Annotated in this window: 10 protein-coding genes and 1 pseudogene; 6 read left to right on the forward strand and 5 right to left on the reverse strand. The window is 71.0% G+C overall.

Annotated features, from left to right (window positions below):
- The 4 genes from LWC33_RS33850 to LWC33_RS33865 all read right to left on the reverse strand — a co-directional run.
- On the reverse strand, nt 1-161 hold a 161-nt coding region (locus LWC33_RS33850; RefSeq protein WP_308191057.1), incomplete at its 3' end, for an FAD-dependent oxidoreductase.
- Nucleotides 162-325: 164 nt separating this feature from the next.
- Nucleotides 326-619: a DUF3040 domain-containing protein gene (locus LWC33_RS33855; protein ID WP_233308792.1), complete on the reverse strand. Its 294-nt coding sequence runs from the start codon at nt 617-619 to the stop codon at nt 326-328.
- 375 nt (nt 620-994) lie between these two features.
- Entirely contained in the window at nt 995-1,354 is a 360-nt protein-coding gene (locus LWC33_RS33860) for a WhiB family transcriptional regulator (RefSeq protein WP_233308793.1), read from the reverse strand.
- A gap of 1 nt (nt 1,355) precedes the next feature.
- Complete coding sequence (locus tag LWC33_RS33865; RefSeq protein WP_233308794.1) at nt 1,356-1,820, reverse strand: universal stress protein; 465 nt, start codon at nt 1,818-1,820, stop codon at nt 1,356-1,358.
- Nucleotides 1,821-2,282: 462 nt separating this feature from the next.
- Between LWC33_RS33865 and LWC33_RS33870 the strand changes: the two genes are divergently transcribed.
- The 3 genes and pseudogenes from LWC33_RS33870 to LWC33_RS36680 form a co-directional block, all read left to right on the forward strand.
- Nucleotides 2,283-2,804, forward strand: coding sequence for a GreA/GreB family elongation factor (locus LWC33_RS33870; protein WP_233308795.1), 522 nt, complete (start codon nt 2,283-2,285; stop codon nt 2,802-2,804).
- Between the two features lie 593 nt (nt 2,805-3,397).
- Nucleotides 3,398-4,021, forward strand: a complete 624-nt coding sequence (locus LWC33_RS33875; RefSeq protein WP_233308796.1) for a hypothetical protein — start codon at nt 3,398-3,400, stop codon at nt 4,019-4,021.
- Nucleotides 4,002-4,529 (forward strand): annotated as a pseudogene (locus tag LWC33_RS36680) (alpha/beta fold hydrolase); the annotation flags it as partial. The gene LWC33_RS33875 and the pseudogene LWC33_RS36680, both read left to right, overlap by 20 nt.
- Before the next feature lie 511 nt (nt 4,530-5,040).
- On the opposite strand, the gene LWC33_RS33880 reads toward LWC33_RS36680, so the two are convergent.
- On the reverse strand, nt 5,041-5,334 hold the full coding sequence (locus LWC33_RS33880; protein ID WP_233308797.1) for a hypothetical protein: 294 nt from the start codon (nt 5,332-5,334) through the stop codon (nt 5,041-5,043).
- A gap of 769 nt (nt 5,335-6,103) precedes the next feature.
- Between LWC33_RS33880 and LWC33_RS33885 the strand changes: the two genes are divergently transcribed.
- The 3 genes from LWC33_RS33885 (at nt 6,104) to LWC33_RS33895 (ending at nt 8,490) form a co-directional block, all read left to right on the forward strand.
- The gene (locus LWC33_RS33885; protein WP_233308798.1) at nt 6,104-7,357 is read left to right on the forward strand and encodes a PucR family transcriptional regulator; all 1,254 of its coding nucleotides are present in this window, start codon (nt 6,104-6,106) and stop codon (nt 7,355-7,357) included.
- Between the two features lie 253 nt (nt 7,358-7,610).
- On the forward strand, nt 7,611-8,111 hold the full coding sequence (locus LWC33_RS33890) for a universal stress protein (protein WP_233308799.1): 501 nt from the start codon (nt 7,611-7,613) through the stop codon (nt 8,109-8,111).
- A 1-nt stretch (nt 8,112) separates the two neighbouring features.
- The gene (locus LWC33_RS33895) at nt 8,113-8,490 is read left to right on the forward strand and encodes a hypothetical protein (RefSeq protein WP_233308800.1); all 378 of its coding nucleotides are present in this window, start codon (nt 8,113-8,115) and stop codon (nt 8,488-8,490) included.
- Nucleotides 8,491-8,658 lie beyond the last annotated feature (168 nt).

Below are 8,658 nucleotides of genomic sequence, written 5' to 3' on the forward strand. Positions count from 1 at the left end.
AGCCACCCGGCGTTGCCCCACGAGGACCCGGCGGCGACCCGGCGGCGCTCGAAGACGTCGACATCGACACCGCGTTGCTGCAGGAACCATGCGGTGGCCAGGCCGACCATGCCGGCACCGACGACGGCGACCCGCCCGGCTCGGCGCGGCGGTTCGCTTATCTCCTCGAGCGAGCATCGGAAGCGCTCAGGACGCTGCGCCGGCGCGTTCCCGGCGGCTCCGGCCGCTTCGGCGGCTGTGCCTCCGCGGTCGCTGTCGGGACGGGTCGGCGGGCGCTGACCTGCGCCGACGGCCGCTGCAGGCGTATCTGACTGATGGGTGGGGCTCATCGCTTGCCCTCCTCCTCTGCCTCGATGTGCACGGTGCTCAGCCAGCCGACCGCGGCGGCCAGGGCCGCGACGAGGACGGCGGACCCGGCGACCCCCAAGACGAGCAGGCCGATGGCGAGAACGGCCAGGACGACAACCGGCCAACTGTGGCGGAAACGGGACTCGGCGCAATGACGCTTCGCGGGTAGCCGTTGCTGCCCGTCGCCGAGGCGGGCCACGAAGGCAGGGTCGTCGGAGCGGAGTCGGCTCTCGACCTCGTCGAGCAGATGCCGCTCACGGTTGCTCAGCATGGTGCTTCTCCTCATCAAAGCCGCACACATCACCCGTAGAGCCCTACGGATCGGCTACCAGTTGGCGGGGGGATCACTCGCCGGGAATGACTGCTCACCCCACTCCTGAACGATGTCCCGGCTGGCGCTGTCCGGCTCCGACAATGGGTCGACGTATATGTCCACCGCCATCTCCAGGCCGTGCGTAGTCGCGGCGAGAACCCACCGAGAGGCCGCCGCGTGCCCATTGATGCGGGCACGAGGAAGACTGGGAACGGCTTGACCGTTGTGCACAACTATCTCCAGAAATGGTTTGCAGGCGGCTGCACGCCGTAGTGCCCGCGCGGTGTCATCAAAGTCGGTGATTACTGCTCGAACAACTGTCCTTCTTCTCCGTTACCAGGCCGGGCCCATCTGCCGGGCTTGCCCGTTACGCCGGATGCGAAGGCGGGGTTGGGTCTGGTTGCGGACGACCTCGGCAAGCTCGGGCGAGCCGGCAATGGAGCGCCCACCCAGCCTGGCGAGCAGCTCTGCTCGCATCGAACGTCGCTGCTCCGGGCCCACTCCGCCGAGGACGCCCTGGTCCGCCCCGGTGACCAGAGCCCAGCCGAGACAGGTGGCCTGGACCGGGCACCGCAGGCACAGCCACGGGCTGTCGGTGCCGCGTGGATCGGGATCGGTCAGTGCGTGCCGGTCGAGCTCGACGCATCGCGCGGCTTGCATCCAGGAGTGGCGATCGGCGCTCGTCGAAGCCATGTCAGGCTCCGACTTCCCGCGTGCTCCCCGGCGTCGTCCCCGGGTCGACCTCGGGGTGCTCACAGGGCACGATCACCACCGAGCAGCGTGCTGCAGCGGCGCACCTCAGCGCCGTCGCCCGTCCGACATCCCGAGGGGAGCGGCGCCGCGAACGGCCGAGAACCAGCAGGTCATCGGGCCTATCGGCTAGGCGCAGCAGCGTCTCGTGCGGGTCTCCCGTGGTGACGACGATGCGCACGTCGAGGTCGTCGGAGGGCACCGAGGCCCGCGACAGCGCGTGATAGGCATCCTGCATTGCAGGTGGCCCCGCGCGGTACTCGTCGCCGGTGTGGTCGTCGCGCACATCGACCGCGTAGAGGACTGCACCGGTTCCGCACGCCAGCGAGACCGCGGTATCGACGACTCGTGGATGAGAGCCACGCCCGCCCACGCCCACGATCACCCGTGGCCGCACAGCCGACTCCACAGCACACCCCTTCGCTCGAAGAAACACGTACGCGGGCCTGGCAGATCGCCGGGGCCTAACCGGTACGAGGACGTGGTGGTGGGCCTGCCGACGAGGGTGACTGCCGGGGGCTCTCGGCAGGCCCAGCACCCACCATGCCCGGAGATCGCCGCCGTGGGCAGGTCGCGGGTCCGCAACCTCGACCGAGCCCTGGTTTCCGAGCATCGGCAATCTCGCGGGCTATTCGCGCAGTTGTGGTACATGTGGCGACCCAGCGTTGCGGGGGCTGCGACGGCCCTGGTGCCGAGGACCGGAAACCGGGTCGCAAATGGTCGACGTGGCGGCTTGACGGCCGCTACCCTCACCTTTGCTGAGCACGGCCCGACGCGCCCCGGGCCGTGCTCATTTGCATCTGCACGCAGCGCGCTACTTGTCCTCGGCGCGCGACACCCCTTTACCGACTCTCTCGAGGAGTGGAGCCACATGACCGAGACGCAGGTGTGGTTGGCGCAGAGCGCCTATGAGCGACTGAAGTCCGAGCTCATGAAATTGCTGCGGCAGCGCGCCGAGGGGCTCAGCGGCCACGCGGCCGAACAGTTCGTCGGCGACAGCGCCGACCACAACACCGATCAGCAGCTACTGACCGCTCGACGGGAACGGGAGAACCGAATCCGCAAACTGCAGGAGCTGCTGCAGAATCCGCTGGTAGGCCAGGACCCACCGGATGACGGTGTGGCCGAGCCGGGAATGGTGCTGACCATCCGGTACGAGGACGATCAGGAAACCGAGACGTTCCTGCTCGCCCACACCGAGGAGGGCGCCTATCCCGCAGACCTGATGACGTGCTCGCCGGATTCCCCGCTGGGGATGGCGCTTCCGGGCAGAAAGCAGGGCGAGAAAATTCTGTACACCCTCCCGAACGGGCAGGCAATGGAGATCACCCTCCTGCGAGCGGTCCCCTACCGCCCGGAAGCATGGTCCGCGACCGCTCAGGTCGGCGGCTGAGGCGTGTCCTCCGTGCCGGGCCCGCCCGGCGAGGATGTGCGTCCGCCCCTGCGCCACCGACGGCGGACGGGCAGCGCCCGGCATGCCGGACACTGGTCAGGATCTGCCGGACATCGGCTCCTCAACGCTGCGCTTTGGGTCACATTACGGGCGCTTGTTGCCCGGGTTCGGCAGTACGCGCCGCCGAAGGTTCGCCGACTCCGCCACATGCTGAGCAGAGGTCTGAGGGGCAGTCTGACAGAGCCGAGGACGCCACCTCGGCGAGCAGAGGGCATGCAGGCCGGCCGTTCGCCTTCCGGAGGCCGGCATGCCTTTCTGCGTGCTCGATGATTATCCTGGAAAGGTGGTTCGTCTCGCGTATCGCCTGAGCGTGCGCTACTCAAAAGCGTGGGCCAGTCGGTCTCGACCTGACACCGAGTAAAAAGACTTGGCCCGTTAGGGATACGCATGGCAGGTATATTTGGACTGGCTCGGTTCCTGCGACCAAACTAGGGCCGGCTGTCGAGTAAGTAGGTGGGAAGGTGTTTTTCGGATGGGGTCGGAAGCGGCGTGATGGGACCCCCTGTCGCGCCCATGGACCGACCGTGTTGTGGGTGGACGAGCTCCTGGGCGCCCCGGTCTGCGGCCCCGCGGGCGAACATCTGGGACACCTGCGCGACCTGGGGCTGAAGCGAACCCGCGGTGGCCCTCTTGTCGACGCGATCCTGGTGGACGGGGGCGGGCACTGCTTCACCGTTCCCTCGGAAGACGTGATGTTCTCGGGTGGCTTGCGACTGCGTGTGCATGGGGCGCGGCAGCCGTCGGCCCCGTTGAGCCTGTCGATCGAGCCGCAGCGGGAATGGCTCGCCGAGGTCCTGGGCAAGCCCGTGCTGACCACGCCGGTACAGACCAAACCGACACGGGTGAGCGACGTCGGACTTCGCAAGGACCGGGACGACCGCTGGATCGTCTGGCTGATCGACACGCGACCGGCATGGCTGCGTCTGCTCGGCTTCCCGCGTCAGCTCACCCCCTGGACCGTGCTGACCCGCCGCTGCGTGATCCGCCGCCCCGGCCAGGTCTTCCGGCCTCGCTCACCGGCCGCGACCACCCGAACTCGCAGCGGACGCCCAGGATCCCGTGCCGCCTCAGTCTCCATCCCCGCCCAACGCAGCTGCTTGGGTCTCCCCGACAGGGAGCCGTCGAGAGAAACGCGCCATGTGGATCTACCGAGGTAGATCCGGCAGATCGTCGATCCAGAGCTGGTGTCGACAACAGCTCGCAGGCCGGCCCGTGCCGCACCGTCGTGAGCGCATCCGCGATACCCGCCCGAATGGCCATCGCAGCGCGCACCTTCTGATCACTGGTGAGCAACACAGGCAGACTATCGTCGTGCTGCCCGGCCGATACGGCAACGCTGCTGTGCTGACCGAGCTGGTCGAGAAGCTCGCCGAGCACTTCCGTGTGGTCGCCGTCGACATGCCCGGCGAGGCCGGCCTGGGCTCGGCGGGCCGACCGAACACCGAGCGCCTCCGTGACTACGGGACCTGGCTCGATGGCCTTCTGGCCGTCGTGGCGAAGCACTCTTCGGACGGCGTGACGGTGCTGGCGCACGGCTTCGGGGCCGCCGTCGCTCTCGCTGCGCGCCCTGCCCCGCACATCAGCGGTCTCGTGCTGCTCAACCCGTATGGGTTCGTCCGCCCCGCCACTGATATGCGTGCCGCCGCGGCGCTGCTGGCCTGGCGGCTCGCCCCCACCGCTGCGGCAGCGGCCCGGCTACTCGCCCGGCTCGGCGGCCGGGGTTTCGTCCCGCCGCGTGCGCTCGTCGACTGGCTGGGGTTGGTCGGTCGACACGTCGCGATGAGCAGCACCCCGCCCGCACATCCCGAGCTGGCGCACCGGTGGCGCTGCACACCGTGCACAGTCGCCGTCGGCGAACACGACCCGCTCTTCGGCGATGGTCGGCTCGTCCGGCCGGTCCGACGGGCGCTGCGCGCCAGCGTGGTCACCGTCCGCGGCGCCGGTGCTCTGCTGCCGTATGAGAGCCCTGAAGCGGTCCTGTCGGTGTTGCGGCTGCACGAGATGCTGCACCGGCCGCACACGAGCCGGCCGGCGCCGGACACACCGCACAACGATCAGTCGCTGACCGACCAAGCGGCTCGAACATCCCGCGCAGACAGCGCGGGCGCCGGGCGGTGCGGGGCCGAGTCTCGGGGGCCGGCGCCGCCCCGCTCCGAGATCAGGGCGGCCCAGGAGTTCAGCGTCCCCAGACCCGGCCGCGCCGGTCGACCAGTCGCACCCCATCAGGTAGGCCGGCCGCCAGGCACGACCGCAGCGTCGACGCCACCCCGACGAGGGCGACCTGCCCGGGGGCGGCGACCTCGCGTAGCAGCCCGATCAGCAACAGCAGCTGTGCACACACCGCCGGGCCGAGCACGGGCAGCGCGGACAGGTCCACGGTCACCGGGACGCTCGCCTGGTTGTCGGCCTCGTTCAGGCGAGCGCGCTCGTTGCGGACCCGTCGCAGCAGACGCGGGACGCTACGCGGCATCGACTTCGCGTCCGCGGCGGTCAGCGCGACAATGATCGGTTCAGGATCGGGCGCCTCGCCACGGGACCCGGGCCGAGCGCCGGAACGGGACGCGATGCTTGCGCCAGCCGCTGCGGTCGGGAGCGCCGCGTCCGCAGGTTCGACGACGGTGGTCATCACCGGCTCCCGAGGCCTGAGGAGGCGGCGATCACCGGTGGCTGTGCCCATGATCTGGGCGCTGGCAGCTCCGATGCACGGCGAGCGCACTGTGGGTCTGCCCGGGAGTCGGCACCGGGACCGGACCGGAGGCCCGGCTGGTCGGCCGCCAGCAACCGCGCCGCCAGCGCGAGGGCGGCACGACGCACGTATGACGGCAGCGGGTCGTCATAGGCCAGGCCCGCGGCCAGTTGCTCGAGCAGCCGCGCCGTCGCGGAGGAGATTTGCGAGGTGTGTTGAGCCCCGGCCGGCGGGCCCGACCGGAGCCTCGCCGCGGCCGCCATCAACGACGCAGGGCCGGCCTCGGACGAATGCACTTCTGGAACCTCCTCCCGCCCGGCAGTTCGCCGGGCCGATACGACAGACCACAGCACGATCACGCCAACCCGTAGCCGGGCCGCAAGGGGCTCACAGGGCTCACACGGAAGGCCTCACTGCAAGGGTGCCCGCGACACCCGGGCCACCGCAGGAGCGGAACTCCCCCAAGTTCCCGTACACAGAGCTGCCGCACCTCGGCAGTTTCATCTTGAAGTCGCCGAGCACACTGGTGGGGCACGGCGAGGAGAGAAGACCGATGACACGTCCACCCGAGAAGGCACCGGAGCGGCCCGTCCGTCCGGCCGATCCCGCCTGGTTGCAGCGGGTGGCGCAGGAGGCCGGCCGCGGCGCCGGCGGTGTGCCGGTCGAGCTGCTCGGCGCGTTCTTGTCCGTGCTCGTCGAGGCCGCCACCACCGGACGCCGACCGGACAAGGCCGAACTCGACGCGGTCGGGCTCAACGGCCGTCGCGCCGCCGAGCTCGGGGTGTCGGCCGGCAACGCGGTGCAGCTGTACCTGTCCGCGGCCTGGCGGCTGTGGCGCGAGCTGCCGGCCGTGACCCGGTTCGCGGACAGCGCCACCACCGCCACCGCCGCCGAGGCCGTCATGCGTGCGGTCGACCGCGCGGTGGCCAGCCTCGCCGAGGGCTACACCGCCGCCCGCCGGGACATGATGCGCAGCGAGGAGACCCTGCGCCGCGAGCTCATCGAGGACCTGCTGCGCGGCGACGCCGATATCGGGGCACTCGTCGAGCGGGCCGAGCCGTTCGGACTGGACATGGCCCAGCCGCACCAGGTCGCCCTGGCCTCGCCCACGGGCCGCCTCGTGGACGCCGAGGCCGCCCTGAGCAGCCTCGAACGCGCTGTCGTACAGGGCCTCGGCGACCGCGACGTCCTGGTCGCGACCAAGGACGGCAGCATCGTCGTCGTCGCGCCGGCCACCCCCACCGGCACGGCCACCCCGGCCGCGGCCTCCTCCGCGGGTCCGGCCCGCGGCCTGGGCGAGCTGATGCACACCGACCTGCGCCGTGCCCCGCGCGGCGGACCGTGGCGGATCACCGTCGGCCGGCCCTACCCCGGCTCCTACGGCATCGCCCGGTCCTACGAGGAAGCCCGCGAAGCCCTGGGCATGGCCGTGCGCCTGCAGCTCGACATGCCCGTGGTGCGCGCCGCGGACCTGCTGATCTACCGGGTCCTGCTGCGCGACCAGCCCGCCATCACCGACCTGGTGCACGCCGTGGTCAGCCCGCTGGCCAAGGCACGCGGAGGCGCCGGCCCGCTGCTGGCCACGCTCGATGCCTACTTCGCCACCGGCTGCGTGGTGACCGAGACCGCGCGGCGGCTGCACCTGTCCGTGCGCGCGGTCACCTATCGGCTCGAACGGATCGCCGAGCTGACCGGCTACCACCCGACCGAGCCCGCGCAACGGTTCACCGTGCACGCCGCCGTCCTCGGCGCCCGGCTGCTCGGCTGGCCACAGCGCGACCTGCCCGCCCCGACCCCACCCGACTAGCGGGCGGGCGCCCCCCCGGCGAGATGGCTACTTGCCGGGACCCGGCAGGTTCACGCGGCCGTTGTTGGTGCGTCAGCGCCCCTGCCACGGCCTCGGTTCCCCGGCATCGTGGACCCCGTCCGGGAGGTCCCTGGACGGGGCATGCAGGCGTCCTCCTCAGTCCTTTTGCCGACTCCCGATGCCCACTCCACCAGGTCCACGGCGGTGCCTCTCAGGCGCGCCGGGTCAAGCGCAGAAGTGGAAGGAACCATCGATGACGTCTGCCCGAAAGCGGGTGATCGTCGGCGTCACCGGGACGTTGACCAACCTGCAGGCGTTGCGGGTCGCCGTCGACTCCGCGCGCGACCGCGACGCCATGCTCTACGCCGTCCACGTCTGGGAGACCGGGCACAACCTCGAGTCGATGCTGGCCACCGCGCACAAGCCCGGGGTCGCCGACTGCCTGCGCCTGATCACGCAAGCCTTTGTCGACGCCATGGGCGGCCCCCCTTCCGATGTCGACCTGCGGACCGTCGTCGTCGAAGGCGACCCGGGGTATAGGCTGCTCCGCCTCGCGCACCTCGACACGGACCTGCTCGTCCTCGGTGGCAGCCGCCCGGGACGCTGGGCCGGCTCCCCCACGGTCCGCTGCTGTACCCGGCAGGCCCGCTGCCCCGTTCTCGTCGTCCCCGCCCAGGAGATGGCTCGCGCGCTGCCGGCAGCCGCCCGTGGCACCCGCGGAGCCATCCGGGTCCCCGCCGACTGGACGGCGTGAGATGACAGTCGTTCCCGCGCTGCTGCGGCTGCGCCTTCCCCACCACGCCGGACGGGCGCAGGCCGAAGCCGTCGCCCTCGCCGCCATCACCATTCACGTCCCAGCCAGCCCGGAACTGAACGTGATTCCCGAACTCAGCACCGGCGCCGGCACCGCGCACGTCTGGACCTACTCCTTGCTCCTGCGCGCAGCGACGCTGCGCGCGCCGGTCGACCCGAATCACGTCGTCCAAGCCGCCGGGCACGCCGCCGACCAGGCCTTACACGCCGAGTACGGCATCGAAGCGGGTGCGAGCGCGGTGCTGGCACGCACCGCCGAGCAACTCGCGACCTGTCGACGCGCCGCGATCGGCGCCCCCACCTACCCCGGCAGGCGCTGATGCGGCGCCCCACCAGTCCCAGGACCCCCCCAACAACCCAGGCGCAGGAGGAGACCACGCACCCGAACAAGCTCGGCAACCGCAGCGGACGCAGCTCGCGGACAGGACGAGCCCGCGGCGTCCACGCGCTGGACCCCGCCCTGCTCAACCTGGTGAAGCGAAGCCGGC

Source organism: Pseudonocardia terrae (assembly GCF_021343995.1).
GTDB lineage: Bacteria > Actinomycetota > Actinomycetes > Mycobacteriales > Pseudonocardiaceae > Pseudonocardia > Pseudonocardia terrae.